Annotated in this window: 14 protein-coding genes; 7 read left to right on the top strand and 7 right to left on the bottom strand. The window is 41.3% G+C overall.

All coding sequences use genetic code 11. The features are described 5' to 3' along the window. Positions 1 to 23: 23 nt before the first annotated feature. Positions 24 to 542: a DinB family protein gene (locus CA598_RS10105; RefSeq protein ID WP_094876425.1), complete on the bottom strand. Its 519-nt coding sequence runs from the start codon at positions 540 to 542 to the stop codon at positions 24 to 26. A 137-nt stretch (positions 543 to 679) separates the two neighbouring features. On the opposite strand from CA598_RS10105, the gene CA598_RS32250 reads away from it, so the two are divergent. The 5 genes from CA598_RS32250 (at position 680) to sda (ending at position 2,716) form a co-directional block, all read left to right on the top strand. Beyond that, entirely contained in the window at positions 680 to 1,345 is a 666-nt protein-coding gene (locus CA598_RS32250) for a hypothetical protein (RefSeq protein ID WP_094876426.1), read from the top strand. Then, entirely contained in the window at positions 1,326 to 1,853 is a 528-nt protein-coding gene (locus CA598_RS33460; protein WP_179283635.1) for an accessory gene regulator ArgB-like protein, read from the top strand. Before CA598_RS32250 ends, CA598_RS33460 begins: the two co-directional genes overlap by 20 nt. Further along, positions 1,850 to 1,969: a cyclic lactone autoinducer peptide gene (locus tag CA598_RS31975; protein ID WP_143812405.1), complete on the top strand. Its 120-nt coding sequence runs from the start codon at positions 1,850 to 1,852 to the stop codon at positions 1,967 to 1,969. The genes CA598_RS33460 and CA598_RS31975 overlap by 4 nt, the downstream gene beginning before the upstream one ends. A 21-nt stretch (positions 1,970 to 1,990) precedes the next feature. After that, entirely contained in the window at positions 1,991 to 2,323 is a 333-nt protein-coding gene (locus tag CA598_RS10120) for a LytTR family DNA-binding domain-containing protein (protein ID WP_094876428.1), read from the top strand. Positions 2,324 to 2,542: 219 nt separating this feature from the next. Continuing rightward, complete coding sequence (gene sda / locus CA598_RS10125; RefSeq protein WP_094876429.1) at positions 2,543 to 2,716, top strand: sporulation histidine kinase inhibitor Sda; 174 nt, start codon at positions 2,543 to 2,545, stop codon at positions 2,714 to 2,716. Positions 2,717 to 2,898: 182 nt separating this feature from the next. On the opposite strand, the gene CA598_RS10130 is transcribed toward sda, so the two are convergent. The 4 genes from CA598_RS10130 to CA598_RS10145 form a co-directional block, all read right to left on the bottom strand. Then, positions 2,899 to 3,207 (bottom strand): hypothetical protein, encoded by a 309-nt coding sequence (locus CA598_RS10130; RefSeq protein ID WP_060622608.1) that lies wholly within the window; start codon positions 3,205 to 3,207, stop codon positions 2,899 to 2,901. Between the two features lie 119 nt (positions 3,208 to 3,326). After that, positions 3,327 to 3,986: a helix-turn-helix domain-containing protein gene (locus CA598_RS10135; protein ID WP_042190416.1), complete on the bottom strand. Its 660-nt coding sequence runs from the start codon at positions 3,984 to 3,986 to the stop codon at positions 3,327 to 3,329. A gap of 485 nt (positions 3,987 to 4,471) precedes the next feature. Further along, positions 4,472 to 10,954, bottom strand: a complete 6,483-nt coding sequence (locus tag CA598_RS10140) for a phosphodiester glycosidase family protein (protein ID WP_094876430.1) — start codon at positions 10,952 to 10,954, stop codon at positions 4,472 to 4,474. A gap of 118 nt (positions 10,955 to 11,072) precedes the next feature. Continuing rightward, a complete protein-coding gene (locus tag CA598_RS10145) occupies positions 11,073 to 11,984 on the bottom strand; it encodes a LysR family transcriptional regulator (protein WP_094876431.1) in 912 nt (303 codons plus the stop codon). 163 nt (positions 11,985 to 12,147) lie between these two features. On the opposite strand from CA598_RS10145, the gene CA598_RS10150 reads away from it, so the two are divergent. Next, on the top strand, positions 12,148 to 12,897 hold the full coding sequence (locus tag CA598_RS10150; protein WP_042190424.1) for an SDR family NAD(P)-dependent oxidoreductase: 750 nt from the start codon (positions 12,148 to 12,150) through the stop codon (positions 12,895 to 12,897). A 68-nt stretch (positions 12,898 to 12,965) separates the two neighbouring features. On the opposite strand, the gene CA598_RS10155 is transcribed toward CA598_RS10150, so the two are convergent. Both CA598_RS10155 and CA598_RS10160 read right to left on the bottom strand, forming a co-directional pair. Continuing rightward, positions 12,966 to 13,256 carry a MazG nucleotide pyrophosphohydrolase domain-containing protein gene (locus CA598_RS10155; RefSeq protein ID WP_094873632.1) on the bottom strand — a complete coding sequence of 97 codons (291 nt, stop codon included), beginning with the start codon at positions 13,254 to 13,256 and terminating at the stop codon, positions 12,966 to 12,968. A gap of 258 nt (positions 13,257 to 13,514) precedes the next feature. Next, positions 13,515 to 14,003, bottom strand: coding sequence for a hypothetical protein (locus CA598_RS10160; RefSeq protein ID WP_094873634.1), 489 nt, complete (start codon positions 14,001 to 14,003; stop codon positions 13,515 to 13,517). Positions 14,004 to 14,313: 310 nt separating this feature from the next. Between CA598_RS10160 and CA598_RS10165 the strand changes: the two genes are divergently transcribed. Then, positions 14,314 to 16,056 (top strand): ABC-F family ATP-binding cassette domain-containing protein, encoded by a 1,743-nt coding sequence (locus CA598_RS10165; RefSeq protein ID WP_094876432.1) that lies wholly within the window; start codon positions 14,314 to 14,316, stop codon positions 16,054 to 16,056. Positions 16,057 to 16,344: the final 288 nt, after the last annotated feature.

Here is a 16,344-nt window from a genome sequence, read left to right on the forward strand (position 1 = left end):
TATAGAAAAGAAATATTCCTTGCTTAAACCAGGTATCTTTCTTTAAGAATATTCAAATGATGAAGATCATGACCAATCATTACGCAGGCCACTGCCCTCGCGGAGATGGTTGCATTGTTAACCGTTCCCTTGCGAGTCCATGCATCATCCGGCAAAGTGTCCAAAAGAGCTTGCGTTGACGCTCGGACAAGCTTGTAATGAGCCAGTAGTTTTTCAAGAGTGTGCGCTTCAAAATTTGCGGTAGGCACATAGTCTTTTTCATCAAAGCCCGCCAGCGGGGTCGTATCTCCTCTTGCCACACGCAACAAACGATAGGACATAATTCTTCCGGTATCCGCCAAATGACCTACCATTTCCTTTATACTCCATTTGTCAGGAGCGTAACGATGCTCTCCTTGTTCTTCTGTAAGGTGCGAAATAAAGCTACAAATCTCATCCGTCTGCTCTCTAAAAATGGTACAAATGTCTCCATCAACTGGCACTAAATCGACATACTTTGATAATTCACGAAGGTACTCACTGCTTTCTGGGCGTTGATCCATGTCTAAACTCCTCTCATTTTGATTTTTTTCGAAAAAATAGGAGGAAAATAATGCTGTAGTTGTTGTATTTTAGTTCATTATATACGATACTTGCATTAATAGGGTTAGTTACACTATAAGTCATCGGGAGTGTAGGCATGCTAGATTTTATTCTTTTTATGATATTTTCAATATTAGAGACTTACGCAATGTTCTTTCTGGCTTTCAAAATCTTCAAAATTGACTTATATCATAAAGAGATAGTGTTTGCTGGTTTTATTATGGGCTTTTTTTCTTATACTCTTAGAATTAACTATGGGATAGCTTCATTAGATATTTTCTCACAATATGCACTAATGTTTGGTTTTATGTGGATGTTATTCCGGATTCATCCCTTCTACGCTTCCATATTAACCGGGATGACCTATCAAGCTTACTCGGTGATTCAAGCCAGTATTGTGTATTTATTACACTCTGTAATCAACATACCTCTAAATACTTCGGACCCGATTACAGAAAACATAATGACAATGCAGATTTTATCAGCATTAGCCGCGATTCTCATTGGTATATATGTGGGTCATAAACGTATTGGATTTGACTTTGTACCTGATAGACCCGATGTAAAAGTTAAACCAACAACTAGCGAGAAAATATTATTCGCTCTTAATCTTCCTACAGTAATTCTCGTTACTTTATTCACCTACTTTATTGAATCTAATTTCTTTTATTTGATCCCAATTTTCTATGGAATACTATTATGGGGATATCTATATTTCTCCTACAAAAAGGATAGAAATAATTATGAGTCATTTAACTTTTAAAATTGTTGAGGTCATTAAGAAAAGTAATCCAGAGCAAACGCATTCCATTGAAATCATGCATTATGCCCTTAACATTATTTTGAATACTTTATTCATTATTATAACTTCGTTATGCATTGGCGGGCTTACTGGACAGCTAAAGGAAACATTCTTAGCCTTATTCAGCTTCATACTCCTAAGAATGGCATCCGGTGGGGTACATTTAAAATCCGCAAGGTCCTGCAATATTGTATCTATCTTTATCTGTTCACTGATCCCTCATATCACTTCTCTAATACATAACCATATCCTTTGGATTAATCTTTTTTCTTTACTTGTAATGATCTTATGTGCTCCAAATCCTGATGCTAATGCACAAATACCCAAAGAATGGTATTCGGGTTTCAAGATCATTTCCATAATTCTGGTTTCTTTGAATTTTTGGCTCCATTCGCCTGTCATTGGATTGGCATTTTTAGTTCAATCCTTTACAGTTATAATCCCATTGCAAAGGAGGCCAATCAGATGAGAAAAACTTTAGCTCGCTATGTTTCTAACATATTAGGTACTTCCGCTGTTGTTTTTGCAACGGTTTTGAAACCATTTGCTTACAGCCCTGAAATTCCAAAAGAACTACGCAAGTAATTAAACAAGGATGGGGAAAAGATGCGTGTCTTACAGAAAGACGGTTCCTCTAGTGATATTCTAGAGGAAGAAATATTGTATTTCTCGAATTATAAAAATACAATATTCGTCCATACGAAAGAAGGCGAATTTATTCTCCCCACCACGCTCTCCGATCTTTCCGTAGCGTATGAGGGTAAGGGATTCGAACGCCTTGACCGCAGCAATGTCGTCAATATTAACAACATAGAAGGCTACGATCCCGAGCGGAAGATTGTATGCTTTAATCAAGGCAAGCAGTTCACTACTGTATCGGAATCCAATGAACCTCGCCTAAAGAAGTACTTATCTATTCTTAAGAAAAACTCCGAATAAAACAATCCCGACATGTAGTGTACATGTCGGGATTGTTTTTGTTTATTAAAATTCAAACTAATCCAAGCTGCTATAACCACATAAAAATAGCCATTATGCCATAATTACCCTAAGATGTAAAGATAAATTCGTAAGATGAATGACAGGAGACGGATTCTATTCCAAATGATACCATATATATAAACGTATAATAAAAACAATAAATCATGGAGGAACCATATGAATTACTATTTTCATCCCTCACCACGCCCCTCTTCGCTTGAATCGATATCTGATGAAGAATTACTTAACATCTATAAACTAGCGGTTGAGGCACAAGCTTTACCAGATTTCATAGCGATTGTTAGAGAGATTTTAGACAGTAGAGATCTCATACAAACTGAGAAATCATAACATCCCCTGCACAAATTAATTCGCTATTTATGACACAACTATATAATTTTCCATGGCTTCACCGCGAGTGTTCTCTAGTTTGTCTTCATGTTAACTTCATAAACATAAAGAAGGTAGAGCCTCCTGACGGCCCTACCTTTTTTATATCCAGCAGTGACTACTCCCTAAAATAGGGTAATCTCCTACTCTGTAATTTCCGTTTTAAATACATTTTCCAATTTTCCGCCAAGTCTTTTCTTCAAAGGAACTTTAATATCTCTACCCAGCTCTTTGAAAAAAGTTTCTACATCACATTTCACATTTTGTGCAGTCGCAATTACAGCGCCATCACCAACAATATTTTGATTCTCATCAAGAGGAACATCAACTTCGATATCATACTTTTTGGATAATGTCTTGATGTATCGTGCGAAGATCTCCAGCAATTCCTCGTTATTAAAATTCTCTATAGCGACTTTTCCCTTGCTGGTAAACTTCATGTTAATTTTCATTATTAATATCCCCTTTTCTGTCAAACCATTTTTAGTTGTTAGTTTATGGATCAAGATGAATAGATGGCTGCAAGAAAGGGCAACATTATTCATTTTTGAGATCATTTATGAAACACACATTATTTATAAGCACCCTTTATCTGTTGTACTTTAAATTGCGTAAATTCTTTGAGCGCTTGTATGACCTGATCCTGTTCTTCTTCCTTCAGCTCATAAACGCACTCCCGTAACCACTCGCCAAATAGAAAGGCTTGACGCCCTTTCCGAGGGCTCTTTCTTAAGGAGTCGAGGCAACCCTCAAACTTATCGTTCAGGACGTCGGTAAGATTGTATTTCTCAATCTTCTCTATTACCATTCCTGCCCCATATTCCGTTTCATAAACTATGACTTCATTAGAATCAAAGGAAACGTAAGATGTTTCTTTACCTTCCTTTGCCCTGAATTCCTTAAGCTTGTTAAATGCCGTCTCATAAATGTAGTCCTGAGACTGTTTAAGCTGTGGCAGCTCATAACCATGCTTTAAGGTCTTGATATATTCAATATCTGGCATATAGTCTGCCAAATGATACATCCGATTCTTCAGATCTGTTCCAAGTGCTTCGATGATCTTGTCCAGATTGTCTTTTAGCGGAATGCTCTCTCCACGTTCGATCTTGCTAAGCTGTGAGTAACTTATGCCGCTCTTTTCTTCAAGTCCTCTTAAGGTTAACCCTCTCGTCTTTCTGATGTGCCGAATGAAATTACCCAGCTCATCGGGATAGTTCTCAAAATCATTCATGGGAGTCACCTCCCTACTATCATAACACAACATAACAATTTGTGTTGGCTTATAACAATTAATACTAGTAATTACTTGCCTCTAAAGGGTAATTCTTAGCACAACAAACCCAATATAATACTATATTTCCAAAGATCGGATAGACTTGATGCTCATCTGCCAGGCTCTGGCTTGTAAACCTTCCTTGGGAATTACAGCGAATCGGACCGAGGAGACCTTATTAAGCTAACTTCGGCCATTTTGCTCAGTGATCGGACTCAGATGCAACTGTTCATTAAAATATACTACGGTTCGGTGCAAAAGTATGACAATAAGAGTTATGATGTCCGAAAACTTGGGAAAAAAGATCAAAAAGTTGAAATAGCTGCAATACAGTCCATAACGATCCCAAACCATCTACTGTATGCAAACCATTGTGTGCTTTCAGCTAATCCAATTTGTTAAAAAAACAGCCAGTCCCAACAACCTGGAACTGGCCATAATCGTTACTCCATAACACGCAACAGATTGAGGATCATCTGTGCACTTTCGGCACGTGTGCCGTTTTGCTTCGGAGCAAATTGCGCTATAGCACGTCCCTGCATCAATCCAAGTCTGTACACCTCACTGACAGCCTCTTGAGCCCATTGTGGTGCAGTGCCAATATCATTAAATGCTGAAACGTTAAGACTAGCTACAGATACGCTGTTCTTGGCGTATGCATATGCACGAGCCAGCATCGCTGCCATCTCTTGACGAGAGATCTTGGCATCAGGTTCAAACAGTAAAGCGGTCTGACCGTTAACAATTCCAGCTTGTTTTGCTAACCCTACTGCTTCTGCATACCATTTATCAGCAGGTACATCAGTGAAACCAGCTTCTGCTTGACCTTTTAAGCCAAGCGCACGGACTAACATCGCTGTAAACTCCGCACGTGTAACCGCACGGTTTGGATCAAAACGATCCACAGCTACCCCCTGTACAAGCTGTTTTGCCGCAAGCTGCTTCACAGTAAGGTAAGCCCAGTGATTCGGCTTCAGATCATTGAATGTTTTGTCATATTCTAATACAACGTATTTACTAAAATGACTGACAGCAGCAGATAGATAACCATTCATCCATGTACTGCTCATATACTCCAACTTGCCAGCATCATCCATAAAATAAATACCCAGTAAGCTTTGCTCTACATTCGCACCGACCTTAAATGAAATCGTGATCGGCTCTGCAAACTGTCTTAATGTGAAGGACTGGCCATTCTCTGTGAGGATGCTGAGCGACCATTCTCGCAGATCACTTTTCGCTCTTAATTGTGCTCCAGCTAGAGTACCTGCACGATCCAACAGATCCACGGCTGTATTACTAGCTAAAGTGTTCAACCGTAGTGAAATCGTACTCTTGGCAAGAGCCTCAGCTGAGACTAGCTTACTTAGGTCTGTCATTACTGAAGCAGGAATCGTAACGGATAAATCCTGCATAACCACTCTAAGCGGTGCACGTTCATGTAGCTCTGCTGCATTGCCTGGTAAAAGCAACTCCGTAACCGAACCGGCAACTGAAACCACAACTTCACCTTGAGCATTCTTGTTCTCTGACAGCTGAGAGGCTGTTATGGTTACTACACCCGCTTGTGCAGATGCCGACGGAGTTAGTGTCGGTGTAGCAGTCGGCTTTGGTGTCACCGCAGGTCCCGGCACCCAGCCACCCGGCGTTGGCGTTGGCTCCGGACTTGGTGTTGGCGTTGATATTGGTTCCGGTATTGGCTCCGAACTTGGTTCCGGTGTTGGTTCATGACTTGGCGTTGGTGTCGTACCTGGCGAACCGTCGGTCACCGTCAGTACATACTCTGCGCTCACCCCGTTATAAACAGCGCTGACTTTCGTCATCCCAGTACTCAGGGCATGAAGTACTCCGTTGTCACTAATCGTTGCAATGGAATGATCGGATGTATCGTACTTTACGCCCTCGGACAATTCTTGCTTACTTCCGTCACTATACACCGCCTGGACAACAACGGAGCCTTTGCTTCCTTGTTCCAGCGAATCCGGCCCATCTATCGTTACTTCTGTAAGATTAGGAGCCTCATCATTGATTACCATGAGCTTGTATTCCGAGGCGAACTCTCTATACGTTACAGAGATCACAGTGGAGCCTTCTTGATGAGCTTGAATCAAGCCCTGTTCATTGATTGAAGCAATATGCTCATTCGAGCTGGAATAATGAAGTCCATCCAATATTGGGATTCGTTTACCCGATGCATAGACAGCTTCGGTTACTGTCTGGTCGACTTCTCCCGATTTAAGCTGGCTTTTGCCCTGAAGCTTAATCGTCTGCAGCGCATCTACAGTTATTGTACTTTCCGCAAAAATATTCGGGTAACCTGCCACTGTAACTCTTACCTTAGCTGTCCCTGGTTTTAACGCAGTAACCATCCCATTTTTATCTACAGTAACTACTGATTCTGAAGTGTCAGGAACGATGGACCAAAGTTTTGTCAGATCATTCGCCTCATCCGGCTCTATCTTGGCGTGCAATTGCAGGCCAGCGCCTGGCTTAAGCTCAACAGCTGTTTGATCCAGCGTAATGGATTCCGGGACAATCCCGATCACTAGACGGTCAATTTCAACACCGTCTACCGTTCTTGCCGTAACCGTAATCGTGTTCTTCTCAATCTCAACAGCCGTAAAGATTTGCTCATCTTCGTCATATATTTTCTCCTGCCAAAAACGTGGCGTCAGCGCATAGAACTTAGGACCTGAGGAACCGCCGATAACATATCTAGTCCCTTCGCCATCCGCTACCTGCTTGCCATCCTTCATTGGAAAAGTTCGCAAGTAAATATGATCATGACCGTTCATCACTAGATCCACATTATGCTTATCAAACACCGGCACCCACTTTGCTTGCACCTGTTCATTCGAATAGATGCTGCCATAGGGCCCTTGATGGAAAAAAATCACCTTCCACTTTTTATCTGTAGCGGATAGATCCTGATCCAGCCACTCTGCCTGTTCAGTGTATGGAGCACCTGAATGCTCTGTATTCATAACCACAAAATGTGTATCCTGAATGTCAAAAGAATAATTCGTACCTTTTACGCTCGCCGCACCGTTTTGCGGGTTATTGAATTGCGCCAGGTAATCCCCATCGCCATTGGTTCCCATCACTTCATGGTTCCCGATAATCGGAACAAGCGTGGTATTCATCAGCTGCTTTTGGGCTGCATCAAACCACCAGTTCCACTGCTCTTGTTCAAAGCCTTTATCCACCATATCTCCAGCGTGGACCAGCATTTCAGCATCCGGCATATAGGCAAAAGCAGCCTCAAGCGTATTGCCCCAAAGACCAAATCCAGCTTTAGAATCTGCTTGGGAATCTCCGATAAACAGGAATTTTGTAGAAGTGTCCTCACCACCACTTGTAACAAAAGATCCTTGCTCACTTACATTTAACTCGTTATCCCCCACACGGTATACATATTCTGTTCCAGGGATAAGCCCTACTGCCTCTGCTTTATGAACTCGCATGGTTCCATCATTATTGGTGTTGTAGATAGAACTGCTGCCAGTAATTTTTGTTACATTCGCGGCTTGAAAGCTTGTGAACTCTGCTTTTTTCACAAGTTCTACTACAGTATTCACGGTTAGCGGTTCTGTCTGCCAAGTGAATTGGCGAGAAGTCGCTGCATCCTGGCCCATCGTAACATTAACATTACGAGGAGCAGCAGTACCGTCATATGGAGCAACCTTGAACGTCATTACAGGACTATAAGTATTTCCTTTTACCGCCTGCAATTTAAAAGTTCCTTCTGCTGAAGTGACAAAGCCAGTTGTAAGTGTCCCACTTCCCCCTGAAGTTGCGCCTTGTACCTCCAATCCATCAAACAGCAGCTTCGCACCTTCAACAACACTTCCACTCAGATCTTTTACCGCAAAAGACACATCAAAGCCCTTCGCAAGATCATAATGGTTCCAAGTGAGCATCAACTGTGTCTTTACAACAGATTCAACAGCCGCTCCAATAAAAGAAATAGGAACCCCGGTACCTTCTGTCGAAGTTACAGAACCGGATGTATTTTCAATTACAAAAGGTTTGCTTGTATCCCCAGCCAGCTGCTCCTGAGTAAAAGGACCCGCATAATCATTTCGAACCGTATATTGAATTTGTCCGATGAGATCCATATCTCCTAAATTAGAGGAATTGATATTCGTTAAGTTAAGACGCACTGTGCCCAAAGCTGGATCAATGATCGACTCTATTTGCGTTTCTGATACCTTATCCCCCCGAATTACCTGCAAATCTTTAACTGCAGCCGGATTAAAAGCAAACGTAAGATTTCCTTCCTTCAGCTTGCCCGCTTTCTCAGCCGTTACGTCCAAAGTGTAAGTATTCCCGGCATATACTACTTCTGGTGTTTTGTACACATAGAACGGAGAGCCCAAATTTACTGTGAAATACCATTCTTTTATCGTCTGGTTACCGCTCAAATCGCGAATCGCAACTTTCACTTTATGACGGCCTTCTGTAAGTGGAACCTTTGGTTTATAAGTAATCTGACCTTTTGGAGGATAAAAGCCATGCTCCACCAATTGATCGTCCACATACACTCGTGTTTTGTCCGGATCGATTAAGGTCGTTCCCGGATGCACCACTGGATCATAACCATCATCCTCACCATTGACGGAAAGAGTCGGCGAAGCTGTTTTGACAATTTCGTTCACGCCAGGATAAGCATCTTTAAGCACAGGAGGTGTTCTATCCTCCTCTATCGGACCATAAATGGCACGAATATCATCAACGTAAATAGCACCCGCGCTCTTGTTAAGATTGCTTGTCTCCATATAGCGGACAGGCATATCCATCGTTAACGGGGTGGCTTTCCCCTTAGGCACGGATACTTCGACGTATTTCCAACCCGTCCAGTTCACACCATTTACCTGATCGGTAAAATCCACGGGCACTGCTGCATTATTGCCATCACGAATTTGTCCCCGCAGCCAGTGTTTTTTGCCATCTCCGTAGATCCACATACTAATTTTCTCAGGATACCCCGGAATCTGAATCCGATTGGCAGTTGAGCCTGCGGCTAAATAAGCACCCGATGTGCCCGTTTTATTAACAAAATCATATTCCAGCTTCAAGGCTTTAGCCCCATTGCGGACAAAATCCTGATCTGTCACTTCCTGAATTGTTACACTGTTAGCTGCTGCACTAGAAGCTATATATTTATCAATGCCATTCTCAAAATCCTCCAGCATTACAGGCGGCAACCCCACATTTACTTCAAAAGAGGTCTGGGCGTCCCCGTACTTAGCATAAATCTTCCCGTTCTTCCCGTTTTCACTCGTCGCTTGAAACAGACCTTTCTCATCTACAGTTCCGATCTCGCCCTCAACCCGCCATTCAAAACTATGGTTGTCTGCTTGAATTACCTGTCCATTCCGTAGCGCCTTCACAGTTAATTGCGCAGCAGCACCTGAAGAATAAGTTTTGATCTCATCAGGAAATCTAAGGTCTGTGAGCTTATCCACGACTTCGATTTCCCCACTGCCTTTGACTGCCCCAGCCTCTACAATTACCGTCCCTATGCCGGCAGTGGTTCCTGCGGTGAAGACTCCGTTCGCATCGACAGTACCAAGGTTAGCGTCCACCTGCCAATTCAAAGTACCCGAATAAGGTGCCGGATGGCCGTTCTCGTCCACTCCTGCTGCTTTGAACATTAAGCTGGAGCCTTGCAAAATACGTTCCGCATTCGGCTGTACAACCAGCTTAGAAGCTGTAAATTGCTCTGGGGCTGTGTTGACGACCAGCAAACCGTTGCCGGTTTTACGTTCATAGCCATCAGAGCCCTGATTCATCATTTTGACACCAGGTGCACCCGGCATTCTGGCCACAAAAGTAGAAGAGCCGCCTCCATCCAGATTCATGGCGTTCACTACGCCCATATCCTTCAGAATGTAGCCTAGCCCATCGGTATCTACACCTTCGCTAAAACCTGGAGATCTTCCATCCACTTCGAATAGAACGAGACTTCCGTCCGCTTTTGTCCCAATGGCTGTACGTGGATGAATTCCTAAAGGCCCTACACCTTGTTGAACTATTCCGTCTTTTACCAGCGGCCCCTCGCCGCCAATGGCTACCTTCACATCATTCCATTCTCCGCTAAGCGCAAAGGTCGCAGTAACGTTATCGCCAACCGATAACCCCTGCAGAACAGCACGAGACGTTCCGTTAGCAGACAAAACTACTTTTCCTTTGGTAAGCGGCGTATTGCCTTGATTGTTGCGAATCTCAGATACCTTCAGCTTCAAGGTCTGGCCGCTCTTCACTTCTCCCTCGACAATATCTAGAACAACCTCGTCACCCTCATTGGTCGACTTTGTAGTTGTATTATAATCTTCGGTATAAAGAACCAGCTCATTCGTATTCCGATATCGGTTGATGCTGGTTAAATTCGTTGTTTTTCCATTAATCGTTACGTTCTTGGTCAGCTTCGGCACCCCATAAATCGAGCTGCCATCTTCTTTTAAACCGAAAGTAAAAGCTGAAATCGAACTGTTCAGGATTACACCATCGTCCATAAATAATCCATTCGGAACACCTGTGGCAAAACCGGAGATTTCATAAAAATCACCGTTAATTCCTGCGATCACCCGGTTTCCAGGCGAATCCGCATAAGCGGCCATTTCTGTAACACCCTTCATACCGTATACCTTTCCATCCTTCGTACCTGCCCGCAGTTCTAAATGGCCTTGCCCTGGGTTGAACTCCACTGCATGAATCTTTTGTAAACCACGTTCATTCTGAAGATCCATCCAGGTGTACATCGCCCCAGGTGCAAGCTCTGTTTGCCGCACATCAATAACGGTTCCGTAGTTTGTTGCTGGTAAATCAGAAATGGAAGCGTGAACAAATACTCCCGGCTGCAACAACGAAATCAACAAAACAAAAATAACTGCCATATTAATTTGCCTTAGATACCTTCTCACTGTGTTGACATCCTCCCCACTTGGCTGTCCTAATAACTATTCTGAGCTTGGACAACATCATAGGGTTTATATTAACTAGGAAGCGTAAAGGTTAGATAAAATTTACCAAGGCATACTGTTAACTTCTTCTAATCCCCTCCTCAAATTCATGTTTCAACCTGTTGATGAATCTTCTGACCGTTTTCGATCCTTGTTTAGAAGCTGAAACAATGGACCCCGGAGTATTATGATCTGGTGATCGTAGCTCGATTGTCTTCATAATCTTCTGAGAACCCTCAAATGTTTTTAGAAAAGAATAATCCATCCCAATCGTGATCGCGAGTCCTGACGCCACTGCATTGTCAATGGCACGGGTGTTATTACTTGTAAAAAGAATATTCATCGGCCCAACTTTCAGTAAATAACGTTCCACAAAGTCCTGTATGTAATGATCATCGTATAAAACCAACGTCTGGCCTACTAACTGTTCGGGCGTAATTATTGTATTTAAAGCTAGTGGTGATTGAGGATGTACGCCTACAACAATCTTACCTTCCATTAATTCCTCGAATACGACCCCTTTATGTTTCTCTGATAAACCCTCTGGCGAGACCATCAGTCCGATATCCATTTCATCCTGAAGCACATTATCCAGAATTTCTTTAGGTCCCTTTTCAAAAATCTCTATATTCACATTTGGAAAATCCGCTTTAAAACCGGATACGACCCTCACGATTAGGTGCATAGGTCCCGGAATCGTAGCAATCTTCAAATGACCACTAAGCGCATCGCTGTAGATCTGTGCTTCAGCTTTTAATTCATTTACTTTCATCAAGACTTCATTTGCTTTGCTGATAATAGCTTGTCCCTCTGCTGTAGGAACTGCTCGTTGGCCTCGCGAACGAATAAACAAAGTAACTCCAAGCTCCGATTCCAGCAGTGTTATGGACTGGCTTATGGCAGACAGGGTAATATGACGATTCTGAGCAGCTTTGGTTAGTGAACCAATCTTTGCGACTTCTACGATATTCTCGCATTGCTCTAAATTCATTTGAATCACTCCCTAAGTTAATATTTACTTAATACCTATTAAATTTACTTAAATTTTAATTAATTTAGTCAAGTGCTACAATGTAAATAAGTTAGTAAATAACCTTTACACCTTATGAATCTATATTTCTAGTATAACTATATTTCTCGAGGAGGAGTCCCAAATGACAGACAAAAGAGTAGCCGTAATTACAGGTGGAGCCAGTGGAATCGGGAAACAAACCGCAATTAAATTTGCAAGTAAAGGTGATCAAGTGGTCGTTGCCGATTTCAATCAACAATTAGGTGAAGAAACGGTCGCACAGATTATCAAGGATGGTGGCGAAGCTATTTTCGTCAAAACGGATGTTTCAAAATACGAAGAGGTAGAAGCACTGGTTGAGAAAACCGTTGCCACATATGGAAGAATTGATGTTATGTTCAACAATGCCGGGATCGGCCGCGTCACTCCTGTACTAGACCAAGACCTTAAGGATTATCATAGTGTTATTAATGTCAATCAGCATGGTGTTGCCCACGGTATTATCGCAGCAGGTAAAAAAATGCGTGAGCTCGGCATCAAAGGGGTCATCATCAATACAGCTTCTGTATTTGGATTCCTAGCTTCCCCAGGTACATTCGCATATCACGCTTCTAAAGGTGCGGTCATTATGATGACTAAATCCGCAGCACTTGAAATGTCCGTTCATGGCATCCGCGTGCTTGCCGTTGCGCCAGGCGCTGTAGATACGCCTATTATCCAAGGATATAAAGATCAAGGAATGGTCGACCAGATGAAGAGCAAAGTAATGGGTAACAAATTAACATTGCCTGAACAAGTTGCAGACACTGTATACTTGCTCTCCTTACCAGAAGCTAGTGCAATTAACGGTAGTGTTGTAATGGCTGATGAAGGTTATGCTTCATTTAAATAAAATTTTTTAGGCAAAAAAGTCCAAGGCTTCCCTTCATGGGAGGTCCTTGGACTTTTTATCGTATTCAATTATTCCCAGGACCGCTCCTCATTGATCTCAAGCTTACGTTTAAAAGCCTGCTCCAGATCAATGCCTAGCTTATTGGCTAAATCAAAAATATTCCACACTACATCGTACATTTCAAATCCCAGGTTTTCTTTCTTCTCTGCACCGGGGTCGAAGGATACGGATAGCACTTCTTTGGACAATTCCCCTACTTCAGTCATTAAGTACAGCATTCTCTGCTCGATGGAGCTCGTGTCAAAACCTTTGGTTTCACTGAACTTCTTCACATACTGTTGAAACTCAGATGTATTCATTTCGTTACGCCTCGCTTTTAGGGTATAAAGTTATGTAAAGTAATTAGTTCTGCTATTTCTCTAATTATCATCCTTTTGGTCAAAGAACACAACCTCCCCAACGCGCTGATATTAACGCCATTATTGCGTCTAACTCCGCCTGATATATCGGTCATTCCACCACACAATCCGCAGGTTCGCAGCCAATTTCGTCGTCGAATGTTTGAGTACGGATAAGCCGCACCAGTAATGGCGAGACTCTTCGTCATTATTCATTTATTATTCGCCAAGCTGCTCCTTGAGCTGCGCAATTTCTGTTTCCATGAAGGCAACACGTTTATTCAACTCCGCGATATAGTTTCTTCGAGCCTCTTGGTCTGCTGCGCTTGTTAGGTCGGCCGCAGTAGTTTCCACCAGTTGGATGGCTTCTTTGAGAACTTGAACGCTTGATTCTGCCCCTGCCAATCTTTCCCGGAGTTTAGCCGCTGCAATACTTGCTTTTAGTGCTGCCTTCTCAGTCTCCTTACTCTCCAATATTATCGTCTTTCCTTCAACCGTTAACCCTGCTCCGGTCGCTTCGGACATCGTGCGCACAGGTACGTAGGCCGAGTTATTTACTACAATCGCATCTGCAATCTTCTTTCCGTCTTGTTTTATCGTATACATTCCGGAAACTTTAGCGCCAATTAACGACGAGCTCGCTGCGAATCCTATTGAACCACCAAGTAACAACGCCGCTGCTACAATTCCTACTATTTTCTTCTTCATGTCTATGACCTCCTGAATTTATTATTCTTCCAATTATAACCAATAGATTCGTAACATGAAAGATATACTAAGAGACTCTGCTACAGCCAACACAACTACTGGCCATATGTAATCTTGCTATAAGAAGCCATCTGAGTAAGCCTGATTCTATTTTTCTAAGTTGTGTTTTTCGATTTCACAAACAACTTTATTTCGAAATGATTGAAGTTGTATGTAAACAGTGTTACTCTATCAACGGTAAACTCAAAATCTATGATCTTCAATCCTTCTATTCATATTCACTAATTTAGTTATAAAGAAAGGTAATACTATGATAAAAGTTGATAACTTATCCTTCGCATTTCCGCAAAAAGAACTATATAAAAACATTTCATTTACGTTAGAAGAAGCACAACATTGCGCTTTTATAGGAACAAGTGGCAGTGGTAAAAGTACACTGATTGATATACTGATGGATCCAGAGAAATATTTGTTCGAAGGCAAGTTAGAAATTGACCCAACCTGCAAAATTGGATATGTAAGTCAGTTCTCACAAGTAGACAGAACTAAAGAAACAACCGTTTTTGAATATATAGGAGAAGAATTTATTAAGATACAAAATGAAATAACAGCTATTCTCACTGAAATGGAAACATCATCAGATATTGATTTATTACTCGAAAAGTATCAATTGGCTCTAGATGCCTTTGATTTAATGGATGGAAATGATTTTGAAAGCAATATTAATAAGAAACTAAATTTAGCCAACCTTTTAAAGCTAAAAGATGCTAGGGTATCCGACCTAAGTGGTGGGGAATTCAAGCTTATTCAAGTAATGAAGGAAATGCTGACTAGTCCAGACTTAATGATTATGGATGAGCCCGATGTATTTTTAGATTTTGAAAATCTAAATGCACTTAAAAATCTTATTAATGCTCACAAAGGAATATTGCTAGTTGTTACGCATAACCGTTATCTATTGAATCATTGTTTTAACAAAATTATACACCTTGAAAACATGGAGATCCAAGAGTTCGATGGGCGATATATTGAGTATAACTTCTCATTACTTCAGACGAAAATTGAGTTACAAGAAATCGCAGTCGCTGAACAAGAAGAAATTGAGAGATACGATGACATTATTGATAATCTTAGAGCGATCGCAACCTATAATTCAGAAGCATCTAGAGGGAGAGCGTTAAAAGCTAGGGTTAAGTTTCAAGAAAGATTGGAAGCGCGAAAAATTAAAGCGCCATTCGTTGATATTAAGCAACCGGAAATCAGTTTTGGTGTGGACAATGAAATTGAAGAAGACATCACTGTTTTAAATGTGAATAATTATAGTGTTTCCTTTGATGAGTTGATTTTAGAAAATGTTAACTTTGAGATGAAACCTACAGATAAAGTAGCCCTTATCGGTCCAAACGGTACCGGGAAAACGACTTTACTCCGAGATATCTTTAAAAATAATCATGATTCAATTGAAATAAATGCTGATATTAAAGTGGCTTATCTTTCTCAGCTTCAAGACGAAGTGCTAAAGGATTCTAATACCATACTAGAAGACTTCATCGATGCTGGGTTTGCAACTTATGATGAGATTAGAGCACATCTTTCAAACTATGGCTTTGAAGGAGAAATTCTTAATCAAAAGGTAGAATCTTTATCTGGTGGCGAAAAAAATATACTGCAATTGGCAAAAGTTTCTGCTAGCAAAGCAAACTTATTGCTTCTTGATGAACCGACAAGCCATTTAGACACCTATACACAAATCGCACTGGAGAAAGCCATTGAAGATTATAAAGGTGCGATTCTCATGATTTCTCATGATTTCTATTCTGTAGTAAATGGTATGGATTATGTATTAATCATTGACGATAAGACGATTAGAAAAATGAAAATGAAAAAATTTAAACAGATGATTTATGCTAGTCATTTTGATAAAGACTATTTAGAAGCTGAGCAAAATAAAAAAGCAGTTGAAATGAAAATAGAGTTAGCTTTAAAAGACAATAATTTTGAACTTGCAAAAGGTATGGTTGACGAGCTAGAAGAGCTGATTAAGCTGCTTTAAACTACAACCCTCTGGTGGGAAAATGTCTACAAAAACGACACTGATGAATAAGATCTCAGTGTCTTTTCACTGCATTGATTTGTTGATAGTTCTTGCCGCAACATACTGCCTAATACAAAAAACAAAACCCAATAAACCATATAGGTTTATCGGGTGATGGAAAAAGTTTATCGGTTTCAAAACAAGTTTATTGGCTCTTATATACTATACTGACTGTAAACACCTACCAGCAACCTACAATTCCTTACCACGCACTGTCCCTAACCCTTTCAACTAACCTTATGCTCA

It is taken from the genome of Paenibacillus sp. VTT E-133291 (genome assembly GCF_002264395.1).
In the GTDB taxonomy this organism is placed as follows: Bacteria; Bacillota; Bacilli; order Paenibacillales; family Paenibacillaceae; genus Paenibacillus_AQ; species Paenibacillus_AQ nitricinens.